General features: G+C 54.5%; 21 protein-coding genes and 1 riboswitch. Of the genes, 17 read left to right on the top strand and 4 right to left on the bottom strand.

What is annotated here, in order from left to right; all coding sequences use genetic code 11:
- Positions 1–4: 4 nt before the first annotated feature.
- From speB to cynS, 4 genes are all read left to right on the top strand, one after another.
- Entirely contained in the window at positions 5–958 is a 954-nt protein-coding gene (gene speB / locus AB4090_RS11220) for an agmatinase (RefSeq protein WP_369573969.1), read from the top strand.
- Positions 959–1,128: 170 nt separating this feature from the next.
- Positions 1,129–2,139 (top strand): ABC transporter substrate-binding protein, encoded by a 1,011-nt coding sequence (locus AB4090_RS11215; protein ID WP_369573968.1) that lies wholly within the window; start codon positions 1,129–1,131, stop codon positions 2,137–2,139.
- A 136-nt stretch (positions 2,140–2,275) separates the two neighbouring features.
- Complete coding sequence (locus AB4090_RS11210) at positions 2,276–2,566, top strand: hypothetical protein (protein WP_369573967.1); 291 nt, start codon at positions 2,276–2,278, stop codon at positions 2,564–2,566.
- A 49-nt stretch (positions 2,567–2,615) separates the two neighbouring features.
- Entirely contained in the window at positions 2,616–3,059 is a 444-nt protein-coding gene (cynS, locus tag AB4090_RS11205; protein ID WP_369573966.1) for a cyanase, read from the top strand.
- Between the two features lie 43 nt (positions 3,060–3,102).
- On the opposite strand, the gene AB4090_RS11200 is transcribed toward cynS, so the two are convergent.
- Positions 3,103–3,789, bottom strand: a complete 687-nt coding sequence (locus tag AB4090_RS11200; RefSeq protein ID WP_369573965.1) for a hypothetical protein — start codon at positions 3,787–3,789, stop codon at positions 3,103–3,105.
- Between the two features lie 155 nt (positions 3,790–3,944).
- Between AB4090_RS11200 and AB4090_RS11195 the strand changes: the two genes are divergently transcribed.
- Positions 3,945–5,126, top strand: coding sequence for an IS4 family transposase (locus AB4090_RS11195; RefSeq protein WP_369573964.1), 1,182 nt, complete (start codon positions 3,945–3,947; stop codon positions 5,124–5,126).
- Between the two features lie 5 nt (positions 5,127–5,131).
- On the opposite strand, the gene AB4090_RS11190 is transcribed toward AB4090_RS11195, so the two are convergent.
- From AB4090_RS11190 to AB4090_RS11180, 3 genes are all read right to left on the bottom strand, one after another.
- Positions 5,132–5,914, bottom strand: a complete 783-nt coding sequence (locus AB4090_RS11190) for an N-acyl homoserine lactonase family protein (RefSeq protein ID WP_369573963.1) — start codon at positions 5,912–5,914, stop codon at positions 5,132–5,134.
- Entirely contained in the window at positions 5,911–6,567 is a 657-nt protein-coding gene (locus AB4090_RS11185) for a cysteine hydrolase family protein (protein ID WP_369573962.1), read from the bottom strand. The genes AB4090_RS11190 and AB4090_RS11185 overlap by 4 nt, the downstream gene beginning before the upstream one ends.
- A gap of 206 nt (positions 6,568–6,773) precedes the next feature.
- Positions 6,774–7,784 (bottom strand): fatty acid desaturase, encoded by a 1,011-nt coding sequence (locus tag AB4090_RS11180; protein ID WP_369573961.1) that lies wholly within the window; start codon positions 7,782–7,784, stop codon positions 6,774–6,776.
- Positions 7,785–8,512: 728 nt separating this feature from the next.
- A riboswitch (guanidine-I (ykkC/yxkD leader) is annotated at positions 8,513–8,615 on the top strand.
- Positions 8,616–8,656: 41 nt separating this feature from the next.
- On the opposite strand from AB4090_RS11180, the gene AB4090_RS11175 reads away from it, so the two are divergent.
- From AB4090_RS11175 to ureG, 12 genes are all read left to right on the top strand, one after another.
- Complete coding sequence (locus AB4090_RS11175; protein ID WP_369573960.1) at positions 8,657–9,634, top strand: ABC transporter substrate-binding protein; 978 nt, start codon at positions 8,657–8,659, stop codon at positions 9,632–9,634.
- 216 nt (positions 9,635–9,850) lie between these two features.
- Positions 9,851–10,441: an ABC transporter permease gene (locus AB4090_RS11170; RefSeq protein ID WP_369573959.1), complete on the top strand. Its 591-nt coding sequence runs from the start codon at positions 9,851–9,853 to the stop codon at positions 10,439–10,441.
- A 1-nt stretch (position 10,442) separates the two neighbouring features.
- The gene (locus AB4090_RS11165; protein ID WP_369573958.1) at positions 10,443–11,282 is read left to right on the top strand and encodes an ABC transporter ATP-binding protein; all 840 of its coding nucleotides are present in this window, start codon (positions 10,443–10,445) and stop codon (positions 11,280–11,282) included.
- 46 nt (positions 11,283–11,328) lie between these two features.
- Complete coding sequence (locus tag AB4090_RS11160) at positions 11,329–12,504, top strand: agmatinase family protein (RefSeq protein ID WP_369573957.1); 1,176 nt, start codon at positions 11,329–11,331, stop codon at positions 12,502–12,504.
- Positions 12,501–13,925: an APC family permease gene (locus AB4090_RS11155; RefSeq protein ID WP_369573956.1), complete on the top strand. Its 1,425-nt coding sequence runs from the start codon at positions 12,501–12,503 to the stop codon at positions 13,923–13,925. The genes AB4090_RS11160 and AB4090_RS11155 overlap by 4 nt, the downstream gene beginning before the upstream one ends.
- Positions 13,922–14,770, top strand: coding sequence for an urease accessory protein UreD (locus AB4090_RS11150; protein ID WP_369573955.1), 849 nt, complete (start codon positions 13,922–13,924; stop codon positions 14,768–14,770). Before AB4090_RS11155 ends, AB4090_RS11150 begins: the two co-directional genes overlap by 4 nt.
- 9 nt (positions 14,771–14,779) lie before the next feature.
- Entirely contained in the window at positions 14,780–15,082 is a 303-nt protein-coding gene (locus tag AB4090_RS11145; RefSeq protein WP_369573954.1) for an urease subunit gamma, read from the top strand.
- A gap of 14 nt (positions 15,083–15,096) precedes the next feature.
- Positions 15,097–15,414 (top strand): urease subunit beta, encoded by a 318-nt coding sequence (locus AB4090_RS11140; protein ID WP_369573953.1) that lies wholly within the window; start codon positions 15,097–15,099, stop codon positions 15,412–15,414.
- Positions 15,415–15,425: 11 nt separating this feature from the next.
- A complete protein-coding gene (ureC, locus tag AB4090_RS11135) occupies positions 15,426–17,132 on the top strand; it encodes an urease subunit alpha (protein ID WP_369573952.1) in 1,707 nt (568 codons plus the stop codon).
- 2 nt (positions 17,133–17,134) lie between these two features.
- A complete protein-coding gene (ureE, locus tag AB4090_RS11130; RefSeq protein ID WP_369573951.1) occupies positions 17,135–17,596 on the top strand; it encodes an urease accessory protein UreE in 462 nt (153 codons plus the stop codon).
- On the top strand, positions 17,589–18,260 hold the full coding sequence (locus tag AB4090_RS11125) for an urease accessory protein UreF (RefSeq protein WP_369573950.1): 672 nt from the start codon (positions 17,589–17,591) through the stop codon (positions 18,258–18,260). The genes ureE and AB4090_RS11125 overlap by 8 nt, the downstream gene beginning before the upstream one ends.
- A gap of 12 nt (positions 18,261–18,272) precedes the next feature.
- Positions 18,273–18,869 carry an urease accessory protein UreG gene (gene ureG, locus AB4090_RS11120; protein WP_369573949.1) on the top strand — a complete coding sequence of 199 codons (597 nt, stop codon included), beginning with the start codon at positions 18,273–18,275 and terminating at the stop codon, positions 18,867–18,869.
- Positions 18,870–19,190 lie beyond the last annotated feature (321 nt).

Raw genomic sequence — 19,190 nt, 5'->3', positions numbered from 1 at the left:
TACGATGAGCGATACAGAGCAATCGAGCAAGTGGCAGAACCCGGAAATCAATACTTACAACACTCTTGGAACCTTTATGCGTTGTCCGCTATTGCGTGCAGAAGGGCCTGCGCCCGACGTTGTGATCTTGGGTATCCCCTTTGACTTGGGTACGACTTATCGACCCGGTGCACGCTTTGGGCCTTCTGCCATTCGCTCGGCTAGTGCACAACTTGCGCGGCGAAAAATGTTTCCGTGGGGGTTCAATCCAACTGAGACGTTACAAGTGATGGATGCAGGCGACATGCAGCTTGATGCCCAGCATCCGGAGAAGATATTTTTACAAATTGTCGACCATGCGAAAGCCCTGCTGGCGCGGGGAATGAAACTTTTAAGTTTGGGAGGTGATCATTACATCAGTTATCCGCTGCTTGCGGCCCATTCTGAACAATATGGAATTCCTTTGCGTCTCCTGCATTTTGACGCGCATACCGATACCTGGCCAGATCCGAGCATGACGAGCATTAGCCATGGAACCATGTTCTATAAAGCCGTTCAGTCGGGTCTGGTTGATGTGGAGCATTCGGTACAAGTAGGAATACGAACCTGGAATGACGATACTCTTGGTATCCATCAGATTACCGCGCCGGACTTCCACGCGACGTCGGATGAGGCGGTGATCGCGCGGATTCGCGAAGTGCTTGGGGATGGGCCAGTATATCTGACCTTCGATATCGACTGTTTGGACCCCGCTTATGCGCCGGGAACTGGGACGCCGGTGGTTGGGGGCATGCCTACACAGCGGATTCTTTCGGTGCTACGCGGGTTAAAAGGAATCAATATCATTGGCGCAGACGTGGTCGAAGTGGCCCCTGCTTATGACCACGGTGAAATCACCGCAAATGCTGGCGCCCACATCGCTGCCGAGCAGTTATGTTTGTTTTCTATGAATCCTGGGAGAAAAAATAGCGCCTATTAGGTGCAATGAACGGCTCCACTATGGTGCAAAGTGATTCATCTCTATGCTTTTCTGCACCATAGTTGCGCGTAAAATGTTAATTGTTACCAGGGGTTTGTGTTTTCCTCCTATATTCTTGGCACGTAAATTGCTAAATAATCATTGGGCTTGGTTGAGATGGAGCAGATGTTATGATTGCGAAACGAAAAAATTTGATGAGACTGGTCGTCCTTGTATCTATGAGTGCTGCATTGTATTTGTTCCCAACTATTTCTGAGGCTGGCGGTTCTCACGAGATAACCTTGGCAATGAACTCATGGATAGGTTATGCCCCTCTTTTTGTCGCATCAAAAATGAAATATTATGGAGACTATGAAGTTAAATATATTCATATGGATAGTGGAATTAATGCTGCGGTTATCTCTGGTGACGTAGATATAGCCGATCTAAGTATGAATCAAGTAATCTTGGATAATGTCAAAGGCGAGAAAATAAAGATATTTTTTCCAATAGATTATTCAAACGGTGCTGATGCAATCGTTGCTAAAAATGAAATAACAAAAATTTCATCGTTAAGGGGGCTCACAATTCCCTTGAATACGGCGTCTTATTCCGAGCTATTATTGTCTTACGCGCTTTCCAAAGATGGGATGACCTTGGATGAGGTTAAAATGGTAGATACGCCAGCGTCGGCAGTTCCTGCGGTATTGCTTGGAGGTCACGCCCTTGCCGGGGTGACATGGGCTCCACATGTAAGCGTTGTTACTAAACACCCTGGCTATCACGTGTTGTTCTCATCTAGAGAAGCTCCAGGCTTAATCACTGACAATATGTGCGCGCAAACTGACTGGATAAAGAAAAATCCAGCAGCAGCAATGGCGCTGATATCTGGGATGATTAAGGGTGAAAAATATATCAAACAGCATCCGAAACGCGCATTCTTTATCATCTCTAAGTATATGGGTATTACTCCCAAGCAAGCCGAACAACAATACGCTGGAGTTGTAAATCCCAATATAAAAGAGATGTATTACATGATGACAAAGGATAAAATTCCGGGTTTCATTAGTTATGATCAGTCGGTATCTCTTGTTGATGGGTTGATGAAAAAAACAGGGAAATTGTCTTCTAGGGTCAAGGTTTCCAGCGCCGATATGCTTTTTGAGGAATACGTGCGGCGTGTTTATGATGAGAGTGAGTAGTCTTCACCAGCCATTTGAAAAACCAAGAAAACCAAGAATTTAAGTGAGTGGCTTTTGCGCCGCGTGGCCGCCGACCGGCAGGTCATTCGGGAGGAGTGGCGGTGCGTATGCCACACCTGCTGACTGGCTTCGTGTCGTGCCCGTCTGGTCGCGCTGCCATGCAACTTACGTCCTGGCCGATGGCAAGCGCCCCGGTCTGATCCGCGTGGCCGAGGGCGGTGCCGCCATCGCCTGCGAAGTGTGGGAACTCTCCGCCGCGGCCTTCGGCAGCTTCGTCGCCGCTATCCCCGCGCCCCTGGACATCGGCAGCGTGCTGCTCGAAGACGGCAGCAGCGTCAGCGGCTTCGTCTGCGAACCCGCCGGCCTCGACGGCGCGCGCGACATCACCGCACTCGGCGGGTGGCGGGCCTATCTGGCCACGGTCTGATACCGCGGCGTACTCGATCATCCATCCCCTTGAACCTGGAGACTCCGCCATGACCCGCAACGACGTCACCGAAACCATTATCGCCACTCGCATCGCCAAGGGCATCCCTTGGGCCGAGGTGGCCCAGGCCGTGGGCCAGAGCAAGGAGTGGACGACCGCAGCCTGCCTCGGCCAGATGGCCTTCACCGCCGGGCAGGCCACGATCATCGGCAAGCTGTTCGAGCTCGACGACATGGCGATCAAGCTGCTGCAGAGCGTGCCCTACAAGGGTTCGCTGCCGACTGCCGTGCCCACCGATCCGCTGATCTACCGCTTCTACGAACTGGTCAGCGTCTACGGCACCACATTCAAGGAACTGATCCACGAAGAATTCGGCGACGGCATCATGAGCGCCATCGACTTCAACATGGACCTCACCCGCGAGCCCGACCCCAAGGGCGACCGCGTGCACATCGTGATGTCGGGCAAATTCCTGCCATACAAGATGTATTGAATCGGCGTGGCCCATCCAAGGTCACATCGGGCGGAACGGAGGCTCAATCGTCCGACCACTGAGTGGGCAGATCAACGTGCTGCCACTCCAGCCAGGGCAGGGTGCTGTGCAGGATGCAACCTTGTGGGCCGGCGATAAGGCCGTAGGAGATCTCGAAATCGGCGAGTTGCCGCAAATCGTCGATGCTGGCCTTGCGCGCGTGGTGACGGGACCAGAGATCCCCGGTCTGCTTGAGCCCGTGCGCCCGCGGGCGCACGCGCATGAAGCGCTTGCCCGAGCGCAGCCAGCGCACGGTGCCCGTGCTGTCGGCGATGTGGGCAACCTGTCCCTTGCGTTCGCTCGCCGGATCGCGCTCCCAGCGTTCGGCATAGTCCGCGTCGATGCCATATTCGTCCACGGCTTCGGTGCACTGCGAAAACAGCATCCGTCCACGATCAAGCCGCCCTCTGGGGTGGTAGTCGAACTCACGCTGCCACTCGCAGGTCTCGGCGTGTACCGTAGTGATGCCGGCGAATCCTTCCTGCTGCAACAGGCCGAGCAGTTGTGTTCGGCTGCAGTCGGCAAGTCGGGTGCAGGACGTGCAGTCCGGGCGATTGGCGGGAATGCGGAGATCAGCGTGCCAGCGTGTCGTCTGCATCCAGAACACCAGGGTGGTGTCATCATGCAGACCGGGCGCGGTCAGCAAGGCACGCTTCCATACTCCCTGATAGTGCGCGGGTACGGCATTCATTCTGTATCGAGGATTTTTCTGCTCATACCACTACTGTCCGGAGATTTCCGGGGTATCCGGCTTTAACGGATTGAAAGGGATGGGATAATAGATGTCCATGGGTGTCACCGATTTCGATGTGTTGCAAACTGCTGGATTTTCCCAGGGGTGGTTCAATGCATACGGGAAAGCTGGTGTTTGCCCAACTGATGGATCATCTGCCGCTGCACACTTTCCGGCGCTGCGTGGCCAAGTACCCCGGTCGCTATCCGACGCTCACTTTCTCGCACCTCGATCAGTTTCTGTGCATGGCCTTCGCCCAGCTAACCTACCGCGAGAGCTTGCGCGATATCGAGACCTGCCTGCGCGCGCATTCCGCCAAGCTGTATCATCTTGGTATTCGTGGCGGCATTGCTCGCAGCACCTTGGCGGATGCCAACGAGAATCGCGACTGGCGCATCTACCAGGATTTTTCCCTCCGACTGATCCAGACGGCGCGCAAGCTCTATGCCGAGGACAGCTTCGGGATCGAGTTGGCGCAAACGGTCTATGCGCTCGATTCAACAACGATCGACTTGTGTCTCGCACTCTTTCCCTGGGCACGTTTTCGCAAGCACAAAGGCGCGGTAAAGCTCCATACACTCCTCGATCTGCGGGGCAACATCCCGACTTTCATTCAGGTGTCGGACGGCAAACTCCACGATGTGAACATCCTCGATCAGATCGCTTTCGAGGCCGGCAGCTTCTACGTCAGGGATCGGGGCTATATCGATTTCGCCCGGCTCCATGCCCTGCATCTTGCCCAAGCGTTCTTTGTGACGCGCGCCAAATCCAACCTTCAATATCGCCGCGTCTATTCGCATCCCGTCGACAAAACGACTGGCCTGCGTTGCGACCAGACCATCATGTTGACGGGGACAAAACCCAGCCAGGGATACCCGCCTCAGTTGCGTCGGGTGAAGTTCTACGATGCCAAGAACGACAAATTGCTCGTTTTTCTCACCAACAATTTCGATCTCCCCGCCCTGACCATCGCCGAACTGTACCGCTGTCGCTGGCAGGTAGAACTCTTTTTCAAATGGATCAAGCAGCATCTGCGGATCAAGGCATTTTTTGGCACCTCGGAGAACGCGGTCAAAACCCAGGTCTGGATCGCTATCGCCGTTTATGTGCTCGTCGCTATCCTCAAGAAACGGCTGAAATCCGAGGCTTCTCTCTACACAATTCTACAGATCTTGAGTCTGACCCTGTTCGAGAAAACACCAATCAATCAATTGGTTATAAATTCAAAATCCAATCCGGAGGAACCGGGAATGACTAACCAACTGAATTTATTTACGGAAATCTCCGGACAGTAGTGTGCTCATACATGAAATGCTGGGAACTGTCGCAGGGTGCGCCAGAAGGCGATGTCGTGGTTGGGCCAGAGCTCGGCCTTCTCGCGTGCGGCGATGGACTTGAGTTTGCGGATGCTGTCCAGCGCCTGATCCTCGCGGTCGTGCCAGCAGATGCCGGGCGCCACTTCGTCGCGCAGGTTTTCCTGTAGGTCGGCTGCATCGCCACAGAGGATGACCGGCGCACCCTTTGGCAACTCGATCCAAAGCGACATATGGCCTGCCGTGTGCCCCGGGCTGGAGATGGCGCGTACACCCGGGGCTACGTCGTACTCGCCCCGCATCACTTTCCATTTGTAGTTACCGGTGAAGTCGTCGGCGAAATAGGCCGGGTCCTGGCCGCTGCGAGCTGCCTCCAGTTCCTCATACTGCACATGGATGTCCGAGCCACAAACCTCGCATAACCCGCCCGCATGATCGAAGTGCAGGTGGCCGACGAACACCACGTCCACGTCCGCTGCCGCGAGGCCGAGACGGGCGAGATGGTGCGGCAAACGCTGCTCCTCGCGCATCTCCGGAGCGCCGAAGGCAAAGGTCGCGGGGTCGTAGTAGTGGTCACGCAGTGCGGGGTTCTCGATCTTGCGATAGTCGCAGCCCACGTCGTACAGGATGCGGCCGTTGCGTGTTTCGATCAGGTAGGCCAGGATCGGCGCCTCGATGATCTCGCCCTGCCCTCGATGGCGGGTGGAGATGGATTTGTCGTAACGGTGAGTGGCTGTAAGTAAGGGCCACAGCTTGAGAACCTGGGTCATATTGCCTCCTGACTTGCCGCGCTGATGGCTGAGGCCAGTTCTGCGCTCGTACGCACTTCGCCAAAAATGCCGCCTTCTACCGCCACCATGTCCAGCGCTGCCTGGTGCATTCGTGTGTCGGCCGAAGCGCAGGCATCGCCTGCTAGCCAGCAGGTGTAGCCGAGATCGATGGCCTGGCGCAAGGTGGAGTGCACACATACCTCGGTGGTGATGCCGCAGAGGATCAGTTGGCGAATTTCGCGCACGCCGAGGATCTGCTGTAGATCGGTCTGGTGAAAAGCGCTGTAGCCGGGTTTGTCGATCACGATCTCGCCCTCGACAGGCGCGAGTTCATCGACGAAATCGTGGCCGTACTCGCCGCGCACCAGCAGACGCCCGAGTGGACCCTCGCTGCCGATAGTGGCACCCGCGCGCACGGAACGCATCATCTTGCTCAACGGGCAATCGGACAGGTCCGAACGATGGCCTTCGCGGGTGTGGATCACCAGCAGGTCATGTCGCCGTGCTGCATCCAGAAGTTGCTTTACGCCCGGAATCGCGGTGCGCAGCAGGCTCACATCGAGCCCTGCCTGCGCGGCATAACCCTTCGGCTCCAGGAAGTCGCGTTGCATGTCAATAACCAGTAGCGCCGGTTCGTTAATTGTAATTGTCAAGCTATCTGTCCCCCGTGCGTTCACGTTTCTCATAATTCCGGTATGGTGTTGATAACATCGCGGTCAGGGTTCAACCAAACGGTGCCGATCGGTGTCCTGTTGCGGGTGTTGCCCGAACAACGCTCTGGCGATCGCCGCTCCAATCCCCCCTGCGGCGCCAGTGACCATCACGGCCCGGCCGGAACAATCCAGGGCCGATGCCTTCATCACACCGCGGTCAGAAAGGACACGCCGACCGCGCCATAAAACCCTTCGGCCTTGTGTGCACCGGCCGTGACGACCCCGTAGTCTTCACTCAGCACGCGCTGCACGCGATCGCGGTGAAAACCTTTGAGCAGGTCGCGCATCGGCAACACTTGCCGGTCATCGTCGCCAAAAAGCGCGCGGTCGAGCGCCGGCAGGCGGTACCAGGGCGCTGAGGGTTTTTCGTGGTGCGCGTTGTGGTAGCTGAAGTTCAGCAATAGCAGGTTCAGCCATGGATGCGCCACGGACACCAGGTTGGAATAGGTGTTGTGCTGCTCGTAATCGCGGTCGCGCACCTTGTCTTTTGGAATCTCTCCCGAGACCAGCACGGCGAAGGCGTCGTAGGTGTGCTGGTAAGCGTCCGCGAAACGCAGCACCGTGACGAAGATCGCATAGGCCGCGAAATACAGCAGCAGGGCCTTGGGTGCAACCCAGCCCAGCAGGGCGAAAAAGGCGATCCGCAGCGTGAGCACCAGCAGAATGCGGCCGCGTCCAGCCCTGCGCTCTGGTTTGATGAAGGGCAGCAGCATCACGTAGCCACGCATCAAAAACTCGATAGCCGGGACGTAGCCCCACTCCAACGCCGTTACGACGTGGCGGACCCATGCCGGCCTGCTACGCAGGAATGCCTTGTAGTCGAACGTCACCACGTCCGCGCGGTCGATATGATGACGCATGTGCTTGCGGCGCAAATCGACGAAGCTGGCATATGCCACTCCGGTTAGCCAGCTCATCACCTCGCCACCGCGTTGGTTGGCTCGGTTGCTCTTGAATACAGTGCCATGCGCAAATTCATGCAAAAGGTACGCAGCGATCACTAGGGCGTGAGCCAGCAGCATGATACCCATAATGTTCAACCACCAAAGGTGAGAAACGATCAAGGTGAGGCCTGTGCCATACCCGACGACGGCATAAAGTAAAGCAACCGTATTGGGCCAAAGGCCATCGTCGTGGCGAAAAATTGTACCAGACATGAATTGCCCTCTGACTCTAGTTATAACTAATAATAGATTAAAGATGCAGCAATTTTCATGCTAACGTGATTACCCACACCGGCATTACCGGAGGCGAGTTGGTCGCAAACAGGTGGGCAGAATATCTGGCCTACGATCGCTGGTCTCCATAAAATTGGAGCTTGGCGCGCGATAGTGTTCCAATTTTGCACCTAATGCGAGCATTTGTGCGCGATTTAAGTGCGTTGCGCTTTTCGTTGGTGCAATATACCTCATCGCCGTACCAAGTGGTGATAGAAGCCAGGGATGCCCTTCTGTCAGACTATCTGTCATCCCCTGTTGATCTAGAGTGGGAGTATCTGGGGGGTGTAGGGGAGGTGGGATGCTGTGTCCTGGTCGGTGTGGGATCGTTCTGCGGCGGTCGTCGAGACGTCACGCATAGATGCCACAGAGTTGGCGGATTATTGTCGCGCGCGCGGGTTGTAGTACCCCGAGCCAGTGCAGGCGTAGCGACTGGACTGCGAGCAAGCTCCGGTGAGGGCGGAGGAACGGGATTGCAGTGACCATCAGGCCACGCGCGAGAGCCAGCGGCGAATTCTGGACCGATGGCGGGAGTTGCAACGCAAGGAAAAGGCCTTGGCTCAGATCATATCAGACTGGGATGTCAGAGGATTTCCGAAGCGCCCTGCCACCTTATTTACTGAGACACATGTGCATTTAGCGCAACCAATGGCATGAAATCTGCATGAATCTCGTCGAGCTAGGGTTCCGATCAATGCGTGTTGATGTCTGGTCCGAGAGCTTCGCTTCTCCATAGGGAGGAGATCACGGAGGGATAAAAGCCCGGGAGGTAGAGAAATCTATCTCCCCTTTTTATTTTGGAGGATTTATAAATGAGGAAGCTTCTGGGTTTGGGTTTGGTTGCGGCCATTCTTGCGGGTAGTGCGCCGGCATATGCTAGTCCAGAGATCACACTAGGTCTCAGTAACTGGCCGGGTTGGGTTGCATGGTATGTGGCAGAGCACAACGGCTATTTCAAAAAATATCATGCAGACTTCAAATTAGTCTGGTTCTCAAGTTATGAAACATCCGTGGAGGCATTGTCTGCTGGGAAGATCGATGCAAACTGTCAAGCCTTAATTGACTCGATGGCACCAATCGAGAAGGGGGTGCCCATCAAGGTCGTTCTTACGACGGACAACTCCGCCGGTAACGATGCCCTGGTGGTAGACAACTCCATCAAAAGCTTCGCTGATCTTAAGGGCAAGACGATCGCCGTGCGGATGGATTCCATCGAGCAGTATCTAGATGAATATGCGTTGAAGAAGAACGGTTTGACTCCTGGTGATGTGAAATTTACCAACATGTCTACCTCCGATGCGGCGGCAGCGCTCATGGCCGGGAGAGTTTCGGCGGCTGGCGTGTGGAACCCTTGGATTCAGCGGATCGAAAACCGCAAGGCAGGGCATGTTCTGTTCTCCAGTGCGAGTGCACCTGGCGTCATTCCCGACATCGTTGCTGTTCAGGACTCCGTTCTGAAGAAGTATCCAACGCAATTCGTCAATTTGGCAAAGGTTTGGTTTGCGACTGTGAAGTACATTGATAAACACCCAAAAGAGGCCGCCGCGATTATGGCGCCACATGTCGAGCTTCCACCAAAAGAGTATGAAATCGCATTGAGCGGAACGAGACTATTTGGCGAAAAGCTAAATCACTATTCTATGAATGGGGCCTATAAGAACATGACTGTATCCTTGTATAAATCAACAGATGATACTGGCAAGTTTCTCAAGGCTGTGGGAGCGATTACCAAGACTCCTGAACCAGAGTCCTTCATAGACCCAAGTTATGTCAATGCCGCTAGCAAGTAACGGGTAAGCTCAAACGTTTGGAGGGACCAAAATATGTTTCTATCCATACGAAAACCGATTGACAGGAAGCTGTACGTTATACTATCTGTTTTGGGTTTCGTGGTCCCTCTTACGGGTTGGCAATTGGTGGTCAGCTCCGGTGTCGTGAATCACTTGTTTCTGCCTTCCCCAGCGAGAGTTTGGCAGTCCCTGGTCCATTGGGAGTCTGGGACCCTGATGGAAGATATATATATTTCTGTTAAACAAGTTGTTTTAGGATTCATTTACGCCTCAATAATTGCAGTACCAATAGGTTTATATATTGGTCTGTACAAGCCAGTTGAGGGAATGTTGCAAGCTATAAACGATTTTTTTCGTTACATGCCAGCGTCTGCCTTTATTCCCTTGGTATTGTTGTGGATAGGAATTGGTGATTCGGCAAAGGTTTCTATTATATTCATCGGCGTGTTCTTTCAAATTATCGTACTAGTAGCAGACGCAATTAGAAATGTGCCGCAGGAGTATTTGGACGCAATGTTCACGATGGGTGCACGGCAGTCTGAAGTGGTTTCCATGGGAGTGATACGCGCTGCAGCTCCGGATATTGTTAATATTTTGCGTGTGAACATGGGGTGGGCGTGGACGTATCTTGTTGTCGCAGAGCTGGTTGCAGCAAATCGCGGACTTGGATTTGCCATCATGCAAGCGCAAAAATTTATGGATACACCAAGAATATTTTCCGGCATCTTTGTGATCGGAGTTCTTGGCGTGGTTTTTGATCTGATGTTTAGATTGATATCCAAACTACTATTCCCTTGGAAGCGCTGATATGAATGAAATACTTCTAGAAGTGGCTGGTGTCTCCAAGAGTTTCCCGAGGCCAGGCGGATCAGATAGACACCTTGTGCTCGACGCAATCAACTTTGCTATGAAGAAGCAGGAGAGAGTGGCGATCGTTGGCGCATCAGGTTGCGGAAAGTCTACATTGCTGCGGATCATTGCCGGTCTCGACAAGCCAAGCTCTGGTCAGCTGAAGTTAGAAGACGCTGAGTTTGACAATCCCAGCAAAGATAGATGCTATGTATTTCAAAAACCAGCACTTTTCCCGTGGTTGTCAGTAAAGGAAAACGTTAGCTTCGCACGCAGACTAAGGGTTAACCTTTGGGCCAATAATGAGGAGGTGGCGCGCGCAGTGTATCGCTCCAACTCGCTGCTATCGTTAATGGGGTTGGAGGGATCGGAAAGTCTTTATCCCTCGCAGATCAGTGGTGGTATGCAACAACGCGTGAGCATCGCGAGAGCATTGATGTCAAACCCAAAGTTACTGTTATTGGATGAACCATTTTCCGCACTGGACACCCAAATAAAAGAGAACTCATATAAAGTCGTTGGGCGTGTACTGGCGATTGAGGAGATGAGTGTCATTATGGTTACCCACGACGTTCGTGAGGCAGTTTTACTTTCGGATCGTGTGGTCGTCTTGTCTCCGAATCCCGGACGAATCGATTCTACGGTTGAACTTTCTGGAGTACCGAGGGACAGATTTGGTCTTGCTGATGAGACTGATCCTGTCGTTTGTGACGCAATTTCCGTCCTTCGCGATCGAATCCGCGCTACTTCGCACCAGATTGATGAGGAAAAACTTTTGGCGGAATCTGGCTCGCAATAAAGCTAGGCAGAGCCATTCTTTGGAGTAGTTTCAGAAGGAGTCGAAAATGAAAAATCGAGATGTGTTTTCTGGAAACAAGTTCAAGCGTAACCATCACCCGAGTTTCGACAAGATGAAACTGGATGGCTGGAAGGCGATGCACAAAGAAGAGAAGCTGCCGACTACCAAGTGGGAGGAGGAGAAGGCGCGTGCACTCGAGCTCGGTCTGCAAGGGGCTGATAGCATAGAAGATCGCAGTATTCCAACGTTTGCACGGGGAGAGCTGCCACATTTTGCTGGTATCAATACCTTTATGAAGGCGCCCTATATTGAAGACATCAAGGACGTAGGAAAATATGATGTCGCAGTGCTCGGTGTCCCTTTTGACGGGGGGACGACGTATCGGCCCGGAACACGCTTCGGCCCGCAGGGCATCCGGAAAATCTCTGCGCTGTATACCCCCTACAATTACGAGATCGGAGTTGATCTCAGAGAGCAGATGTCGCTTTGTGATGCTGGCGATATTTTCACTATTCCAGCGAATCTGGAAAAATCGTTTGACCAAATTAGCAAAGGTGTAGCGCATGTTTTTGCTAGCGGGGCGATGCCAATTATCCTAGGTGGGGATCACTCGATTGGATTTGCCACCGTCCGCGGTATTGCTAGTCAAACAGATAAGAAGATTGGCATCATTCACTTTGATCGACATGCTGATATCCAAGAGAAAGACCTCGACGAGAGAATGCATACTACCCCTTGGTTCCATGCAACCAATCTGCCAAACGTACCTGCGAGTAATCTGGTGCAAATCGGAATTGGTGGCTGGCAGGTACCCCGGGATGCCGTACAAGAGGCGCGCAAGCGGAACACCACAATCTTGACTATGAACGATGTTGATCAGTTGGGATTTGAGAAAACCGCGGAGATTGCACTGGAGATGGCGTGGAAGGATGCTGATGCGGTATATCTCTCCTTTGATATCGATTGTGTGGATGCCGGATTCGTTCCCGGTACTGGCTGGCCGGAGCCGGGAGGCTTCTTGCCGCGTGAAATCCTTCGGCTACTGCAGCTTGTTGCAAAGGAAGGTATCTGCGGAATGGAGGTCGTTGAGGTCTCCCCCCCATATGACGTGTCGGATATCACTTCGTTGATGGCACTGCGCGCAATTGTCGATGTGCTGGGTACGGTAGTCGCGCATGGAAAGCTGGGCTCGCACAAGAAAATCATCCGAGGCTTTTCATGAAGTTGACGAAGGTTCGGGAATTACGGCAGGTCTTGCACTTCAACGACCTCTCTAGCCTCTCGATTTCCAGTGTTGCGCCTATCTTTAGCGTTGCAGCGGCTGGGCCAGCAATGGCCCAGGCTGCTGGGGTGGATGTGCCGATTGCGATCCTCATGATCGCGATTCCGTTCGTTTTGTGTTCCTGGATTTTTCTTTCCTTGAATCAACACTTCCCCAATGCCGGAGGTTCGTATCACTGGTCGCGACGGATTTTGGGGCGAAATTACTCCAATTTTCAGGCGTGGATTGTTCTTATGGCGTATTTTTGGTCGATTCCACCAATTTTGTTGCCAGCGGCACAATTTACTCTCGCTGCCTTGGGAGCTCCCTCGACATCGTTCAATAGCCTGCTACTAGCTGGTTTCTGGGCGCTATTTGCGGCCTGGGTTCTGTTGCAGGGCGCGGCAATTACTGCGCGTATTACGCAGATCTTCCTCTTCATTGAGGTGATTTCTGTTTTGTTTATGGCAGTGCTAGGGTATGGCCATTGGGGGCCTGCAGTAGCAGGGACGGGAAAGTTTTCTTTTTTGCATATCCATTGGGCAGGCGTAGTGGTGTGTATGGTAGTCGCGGCGACCATTGTTGATGGTTGGGAGATCGACACCTATGCCGCGGAAGAATCCCATAAACCAAGGCATACTCCCGGTTGGGGCGGGGTGGTGGGTGCCTGCAGCGTCGTTGCTTATTATTTGTTGATCTGGCCGCTGCTCCTCCATCAAGTACCCCTGGCTGGATTGCAACAAAGCAGCGATAGTTTGGGCTTGTGGACGGCACAGGTAGCTCCGACATTTGTGCCGTGGATGCGCGTTGCTGTGATTGCGTCTACGGCCGGGAGTTTGTGGTTGACGACCTTCATCCTCTCGCGTGCGCTTTTTGCCATGGGGCGGGACCGGATCATGCCGGACTCTTTTACGCTACTCAATCGCGCCCAAGCACCGCGCTGGGCAATCTTGGTCCCCATTGCTTTGTCGATGTTGATCGTGATGACGCAACTCTTTTTCCCCAGCACGCGCTCACTGTTCAATCTCGTTCTCAGTGCTGCGGGATTTTTTCTGGTCGCAGAGTTTCTGCTTGATGGTGTAAATATGGCCTATTTTTTGTCGCGTGGGCATCATCATGTGGTGCAACACCAATATCGGCAGTTGTCTCGTCATCGACATCTGGGATTGTTTCTCGCATCGATTTTTGTGGTCCTCAGTTTAGCAAGTGTCGAAGTGCTATTCCTCTATTTTGGACCCCAGTACATTGCGCCCGGAATCGATAAAACAGTGCTAGTGTTTCTCGTTCTCGGCATCGGCTATGTGCTGTATCTGCGCTGGCGTCGTCATCAGCATCAGGGTACTTTTATTTTTGAGACGGTGGAGGAGAACGGAGTATCGTGACGGCGGCGCGGGATTGGCGGGAGCAATGGGAAGGGAATCTATCCCTATCGTTTGATCATGTGGGTTCGTTGACTCGTCTGCGCCGGCAGTGGGCAAGCATGCCTCTGGCCTTCCAAAAGGTGTTGTATCCCGAAGGGCCGGCGGTGTGCCACGGCGTGATTTTGCATCCCCCAGGTGGCTTTGCCAAAGGTGACCAAGTGGGTATTGACGTACATCTTGGGCCTGGGGCTGCGGTGCTCCTGACTACCCCCGGCGCGGGTAAATTTTACAGCAGTTCGCAGCAGGCAGCGCAACGGGTGCAGATTCGGATGGAGCAAGGCGCGCATCTGGAGTGGGTACCGCAGGAAAGTATCCTCTTCGATGGGGCGCGCATGCAGAGCTCCTTGCGCGTGGACTTAGCAGAACAGGCGACCTGGACGGGTTGGGATATCTGGCGCTTTGGACGCAGCGGGGCAGGCGAGCAATTTCTGCATGGTCACTGGCGCGCAGCTACAGAAATATGGCGCGATGGAAGCCCCTTGTGGATTGATCGTCAGGAGCTGGCCGGTGGTACAACGCTGTTGCAGTCTCACTTTGGGCTTTGTGGATATCCCGTTTTGGCAACCTTCGCGTGGATAGGCGACGCGATCTCGGAGGAAGTGCTGCAGATGTGCAGAGCGGCGGTGGCCCCCGCGGATGACCTAAAATGGGCCGTGGGCCGCGTTGCCCAAGGTGAGGGGCTCGTTGCCCGCTATCTTGGGCACTCCAGCGCCGAGGCCCGGCAGCGTTTTGTGGCACTATGGGGTATGCTTCGTACAGAGCTGCGCCAACGTCCGCTCTGCCTACCCCGGGTTTGGAATACGTAAGGAATATCCATGAATCTCAGTCCGCAAGAACGCGACAAGCTCCTGATTTTTACCGCGGCACTGGTCGCCGAACGGCGCAAGGCCCGGGGCTTGAAGCTCAACTATCCGGAGGCTGTGGCCTACATTTCTGCCGCGATCCTGGAGGGCGCTCGAGATGGCAAGTCCGTCAGTGTCCTGATGAGTGAAGGTTGCCAAATTCTTGGGCGAGAGGAGGTGATGGAAGGTGTTGCCGAAATGGTAAGCGAAGTACAAGTTGAGGCAACCTTCCCCGACGGCACAAAGCTCGTCACTGTCCATCAACCGATTCGCTAAGGGGGGCAGAGCAGATGATACCTGGTGAGATCCAGACGCAGGCTGGCGTCATCGAGTTGAACGCTGGTGCCAAAACCACTCGGATTACGATAATCAACACCGGTGATCGACCCATTCAGGTCGGTTCGCACTACCACTTCTATGAGGTGAATGCGGCGCTGCAGTTTGAGCGCAGCCGCGCACATGGCATGCGCCTGGATATTGCGGCGGGCACGGCGGTGCGTTTTGAGCCGGGTGATGCGCGCGAAGTGACGCTGATTCCCCTCGCGGGCGAGCGCAAGGTGTATGGGTTTCAGGGGCAGATACAAGGCCCCTTGGACGCAGGAACATAAGGGGCACAGGTATGGCGCAGATTGATCGGCGGGGCTACGCAGAACACTATGGACCCACTACTGGGGATCGCATCCGCCTCGCGGATACGGAACTGTGGATCGCGGTAGAGCGGGACTACACGCGCTACGGGGAGGAAGTAAAGTTTGGCGGTGGTAAAGTCATTCGCGATGGTATGGGCCAGTCACCGCTGACCCAGGCCCTGGGTGCCATGGACTTGGTTATTACCAATGCGGTTATTCTGGACTGGTGGGGCATCGTCAAAGCAGACGTGGGGGTGCGAGAGGGGCGGATCGCGGCTATCGGCAAGGCGGGAAACCCTTACACACAGGCGGGAGTAGACATCATTATTGGGCCAGGAACCGAGATTATTGCCGGTGAAGGCATGATCCTGACTGCGGGTGGGATCGACTCGCATATTCATTTCATCTGCCCGCAGCTGATCGAAACGGCTCTCGCCTCCGGCGTTACCACCATGATTGGTGGCGGCACCGGGCCAGCGGCCGGCACCAATGCAACTACCTGTACGCCCGGCCCGTGGTACCTGCAGCAGATGCTGCGCAGTGCCGAGGCGTTTCCGATGAATCTCGGTTTTTTGGGCAAAGGCAATTCGGCTCGACCCGAGGCGCTGCAGGAGCAGATCGAAGCCGGTGCGATTGGCCTCAAGCTGCATGAAGATTGGGGTACGACCCCCGCCGCGATCGACTGTTGTCTTTCGGTCGCCGACGCCTACGACGTGCAGGTGGCCATTCATAGCGATACCCTGAACGAAGCCGGCTTTGTGGAAAATACCATCGACGCCTTTCATGGGCGGGCAATCCATAGTTACCACACCGAAGGCGCGGGCGGTGGCCATGCACCCGACATTATCAAGCTCTGTGGCGAAAAAAACGTGCTGCCCTCATCCACCAACCCGACGCGCCCGTTCACTGTCAATACCGTGGAAGAGCACCTGGATATGCTGATGGTTTGCCACCATCTCGATTCCGGGATTGCCGAGGATCTGGCCTTTGCCGAATCCCGTATTCGCCAGGAGACCATTGCCGCCGAGGATATTCTGCAGGATCTGGGTGCCATCTCAATGATGGCTTCAGATTCGCAAGCCATGGGTCGGGTAGGTGAGGTGATTCTGCGCACCTGGCAAACGGCGCACAAAATGAAGGTACAGCGGGGGGCGTTGCCGGAGGATTCCGCCACACAGGATAACTTCCGCGCCCAGCGCTATATCGCAAAATACACTATCAATCCCGCAATCACGCACGGCATGGCGCAACACATTGGTTCGGTGGAGCCAGGAAAACTGGCCGACCTCGTCTTATGGAAGCCCGCCTTCTTCGGGGTAAAGCCTGATCTGGTCCTCAAAGGCGGGATGATTGCCTGGGCGCAAATGGGCGACGCCAATGCGAGCATCCCCACCCCGCAGCCGGTGTATGGTAGACCGATGTTTGCGGCGTATGGAGCTGCGCGCTGGCAGACCTCCCTTACCTTCGTCTCGCAACATGCTTGGGAGCGGGAGATCGCGCGCAGCTTGGGATTGCAACGGCAAGTCTTGCCCGTGACTAATACCCGCCAGATTGGCAAAAAAGACATGATCAATAATAGCTATCTCCCCGTTATCGACGTAGATCCACAGACCTATGCCGTACATGCTGATGGTCAGCTTTTGATCTGCGACCCGGCCAGCGAACTGCCGCTGGCGCAACGCTACTTTCTGTTTTGACTATGACGATTCTCATCACCCACAAGCGACCACTGGCGGAAGCGCAAGAGTTTGATCGGCTACCGACCCTATATTTGCGCGCGGAGGAGCGAGAAAAGGCACGGCAACGGATTTCTCTAGCCGATGGCCGCGAATTAACCCTCCAGCTACCGCGCGGCAGCGTCCTCATCCCTACTGAGGTTCTCTGTACGCAAGAGGGTGAGGCGATTGCGGTGGTGCAGGTACAGGCAGAGTCAGTCTATACCCTGCGCGCGGCCGACCCGTTTGCCTTGCTGCGTGCGGCGTATCATCTGGGCAATCGTCATGTGGCCATGGAGTTGGCACCAGACTACCTGCGCATCAAACCCGATCACGTTCTTGCCCATCTCATAGAACACCTGGGTGGGGTGGATTGTGTGGAGGAAATTGCCCCATTTGTGCCTGACCCCGGTGCCTATCGCGCGCACAGTCATGCACATGCCTGACTTGCGAGCCCTGGGCCGTCTCCTGCAACTGGGGAGCGCAAATCTGCCGGTTGGGGCGTTCTCCTACTCTGAGGGACTGGAAACTTTGGTTCAGCAGGGGCACTTGCAAGCCGCACCGGATTTGCGGAGCTGGCTGGAACAGCACCTGCACTGCGGGCCCATCCGCGTGGAAGCCGCGATACTCCATCGTCTCTTGCATGCTGCTATGCAGAAACAAGCAAATTCGCTCGAATATTGGGATGCGTGGTTGGCGGCAAGCCGCGAGAGCGAAGAGCTAGCTCTACAAAATCGGCACATGGCGCGAGCTTTATGGCGTCTTCTGCGGGAACTGGCCGGACCCGATGCCCTCCCTGTGCAATACGCTCCGAGCCAATACGCATCGGTATTTGCGCTGTTTGCTGTTGTCGCCGAACTGCCCATTGTTGAGGCGATATTTACCTATATGCATTCCTGGTTGGCGAATTTAATCGTGGCGGGAGTCCGGTTGATGCCTCTCGGGCAAAGCGCAGGGCAAACAGTACTCTGGGAGTTACAGGACTCCATCGAGCAGGTAGTAGAGTTTGCTACGTCCGCTAGGGATGAGGATCTGTTTGCTTGGAACAGTGGCTTGGCAATAGCCAGCATGCAGCATGAGAGTTTGTATAGTCGCTTGTATCGAAGCTAAGAGAGGAGACTTATGGAAGCGCTACGGGTAGGGATCGCTGGCCCAGTGGGTTCTGGAAAGACCGCGTTACTCGAAGCCTTGTGCAAGCGTATGCGTGGGCAATATGAACTCGCCGTGGTCACCAACGATATCTACACGCGCGAAGACGCGGAGTTTCTGCAACGCGCACAGGCGTTGTCTGCTGACCGCATTATTGGTGTGGAAACGGGTGGCTGCCCGCATACGGCCATTCGGGAAGACGCCTCGATGAACTTGGCGGCGCTAGAGGATCTTGAGATCCGCTTTCCTTTGGTGCAGCTGTTATTTGTCGAGAGTGGTGGCGATAACCTAGCCGCAATGTTTAGCCCGGAGTTGGTGGACATGAGTATTTACGTGATTGACGTGGCTGCCGGGGATAAAATACCGCGCAAGGGTGGCCCGGGAATCACACGCTCTGACCTCTTGGTCATCAACAAAATCGACCTTGCCCCCTATGTTGGCGCAAGCCTGGAAGTGATGGAGCGCGACACGCGCCGTATGCGTGGCGAGCGCCCTTTTGTTTTTACCAACCTCAAAACGGGGGAAGGGCTCGATGCCGTAATTACGGAAATTGTGCGCGCGATGCCATAAAAAAAGGTGCCAACGCTAGGTTGGCACCAAAACAACTACGAGGATAGCTTAAAACCAGAAACCGGTTTCGAGGATGTCGCGGATTTGGTCGGGGCGGTTGTCGGCACCAAAGCCAGTCGTATAGTTCGTTAAACGCACATAAGATAGTTCATCACGCGCGAAGAAGTCACCGTCGGTATATGTGGGGGTAATCATCACCCCGAGGGCGCTGGAGCCTGGGCCCCCGAGTTCGACAGTTAATTTTATAACTCATTGATATTGCGAATAGCGATTTTAAAACGCTCCACTACAACAGAGTCAGTTGCTGAGACGCGGCTGGTT

Origin of the sequence: Acidithiobacillus sp. IBUN Pt1247-S3, from assembly GCF_041146875.1 — a bacterium.
Taxonomy (GTDB): domain Bacteria; phylum Pseudomonadota; class Gammaproteobacteria; order Acidithiobacillales; family Acidithiobacillaceae; genus Igneacidithiobacillus.
The sequence above is the reverse complement of the archived record's forward strand: the minus strand, read 5'-3'. Positions and strand labels throughout refer to the sequence as shown.

Excerpts from the sequence above, each read along its gene's own strand:
- AB4090_RS11165 (WP_369573958.1), top strand. The coding sequence starts at position 10,443 with ATGAATGAAATACTTCTAGAAGTGGCTGGTGTCTCCAAGAGTTTCCCG.
- ureE (WP_369573951.1), top strand. The coding sequence starts at position 17,135 with ATGACGATTCTCATCACCCACAAGCGACCACTGGCGGAAGCGCAAGAG.
- AB4090_RS11170 (WP_369573959.1), top strand. The coding sequence starts at position 9,851 with ATGGAAGATATATATATTTCTGTTAAACAAGTTGTTTTAGGATTCATT.
- AB4090_RS11140 (WP_369573953.1), top strand. The coding sequence starts at position 15,097 with ATGATACCTGGTGAGATCCAGACGCAGGCTGGCGTCATCGAGTTGAAC.
- AB4090_RS11160 (WP_369573957.1), top strand. The coding sequence starts at position 11,329 with ATGAAAAATCGAGATGTGTTTTCTGGAAACAAGTTCAAGCGTAACCAT.
- AB4090_RS11190 (WP_369573963.1), bottom strand. The coding sequence starts at position 5,914 with ATGACCCAGGTTCTCAAGCTGTGGCCCTTACTTACAGCCACTCACCGT.
- AB4090_RS11195 (WP_369573964.1), top strand. The coding sequence starts at position 3,945 with ATGCATACGGGAAAGCTGGTGTTTGCCCAACTGATGGATCATCTGCCG.
- speB (WP_369573969.1), top strand. The coding sequence starts at position 5 with ATGAGCGATACAGAGCAATCGAGCAAGTGGCAGAACCCGGAAATCAAT.
- AB4090_RS11180 (WP_369573961.1), bottom strand. The coding sequence starts at position 7,784 with ATGTCTGGTACAATTTTTCGCCACGACGATGGCCTTTGGCCCAATACG.
- ureC (WP_369573952.1), top strand. The coding sequence starts at position 15,426 with ATGGCGCAGATTGATCGGCGGGGCTACGCAGAACACTATGGACCCACT.
- AB4090_RS11125 (WP_369573950.1), top strand. The coding sequence starts at position 17,589 with ATGCCTGACTTGCGAGCCCTGGGCCGTCTCCTGCAACTGGGGAGCGCA.
- AB4090_RS11175 (WP_369573960.1), top strand. The coding sequence starts at position 8,657 with ATGAGGAAGCTTCTGGGTTTGGGTTTGGTTGCGGCCATTCTTGCGGGT.
- cynS (WP_369573966.1), top strand. The coding sequence starts at position 2,616 with ATGACCCGCAACGACGTCACCGAAACCATTATCGCCACTCGCATCGCC.
- AB4090_RS11200 (WP_369573965.1), bottom strand. The coding sequence starts at position 3,789 with ATGAATGCCGTACCCGCGCACTATCAGGGAGTATGGAAGCGTGCCTTG.
- ureG (WP_369573949.1), top strand. The coding sequence starts at position 18,273 with ATGGAAGCGCTACGGGTAGGGATCGCTGGCCCAGTGGGTTCTGGAAAG.
- AB4090_RS11155 (WP_369573956.1), top strand. The coding sequence starts at position 12,501 with ATGAAGTTGACGAAGGTTCGGGAATTACGGCAGGTCTTGCACTTCAAC.
- AB4090_RS11145 (WP_369573954.1), top strand. The coding sequence starts at position 14,780 with ATGAATCTCAGTCCGCAAGAACGCGACAAGCTCCTGATTTTTACCGCG.
- AB4090_RS11215 (WP_369573968.1), top strand. The coding sequence starts at position 1,129 with ATGATTGCGAAACGAAAAAATTTGATGAGACTGGTCGTCCTTGTATCT.